Annotated in this window: 2 protein-coding genes; one reads left to right on the plus strand and one right to left on the minus strand. The window is 48.6% G+C overall.

What is annotated here, in order from left to right:
• On the plus strand, positions 1 to 453 hold a 453-nt coding region (locus A3735_RS06610; RefSeq protein WP_255375149.1), incomplete at its 5' end, for an MATE family efflux transporter.
• 15 nt (positions 454 to 468) lie between these two features.
• On the opposite strand, the gene A3735_RS06615 is transcribed toward A3735_RS06610, so the two are convergent.
• Positions 469 to 800 (minus strand): hypothetical protein (locus A3735_RS06615; protein WP_231882454.1); only part of this gene is annotated, 332 nt, incomplete at its 5' end.

An 800-nucleotide genomic window follows, 5' to 3' on the forward strand; every position in this document is an offset into this window, starting at 1 on the left:
AATGCTGTTGGGCAGGTTCCACAAGCTGTGGGTTCAGGTTTTGTACTGGCACTTGTAAGCGCTTGTTTTGCTGCAATAATATTTATCTTTGCACCTGAAACTTTGGTGCAGCTGTTTGTACAAAAGGAACAGCTTCTAGCGGAGAATTACCAGGAATTTGTTCAGTTAGTGGCTTCAATTCTTCTAGTTGCTGCAATCTTTCAGGTGGTTGACGCTTGGCAGGTGATTAGTATGGGCGCCCTTAGGGGCTTTAAGCTTGGAGCTTCGCCGACATTGGCAGCGATTATTAGCTATTGGTGTGTCGGTATGCCTATTTCTTACTTCTTGCTGGAGCCCTATGGTGCGGTAGGCGTGTGGGGAGGTATGGGAGTAGGGCTGGCAGTCAGTGCGCTCGTGCTTTCAGCTTTGCTGTTTCGCGAGGTGCGACGACATAAGTCTATGCAGTCGCACTAGTTTCTGTTTCGCTGACTATTGAGGCGTTCGGCAGGAGTATTCAATGCTCCAATGAGACCAGAGGTCAATTCCCATAGCCGAGGCGTTGTAGAATAATGCGTTATCCAGCAAGCCGACCACCACATCTACTGGTGTAACCTCAGTAGTAACCTGGTTCCAGTCAAGGCCGACACAAACCTGACTTGTTTCAAGGGCATTGCTTAATTCAGCGAACTGATAAATGCTGTGGTGATACCACCTGCGGTAGCGCTTGCCTGAGCTGGCATCCAAATCGTCTTCGGATACATCTGATGAGAAGTCAAATAGAGACGGTACGGGGTCAGGCACGACTTCGCCATTTTCAAAAT

Source organism: Oleiphilus sp. HI0061, assembly GCF_001635675.1.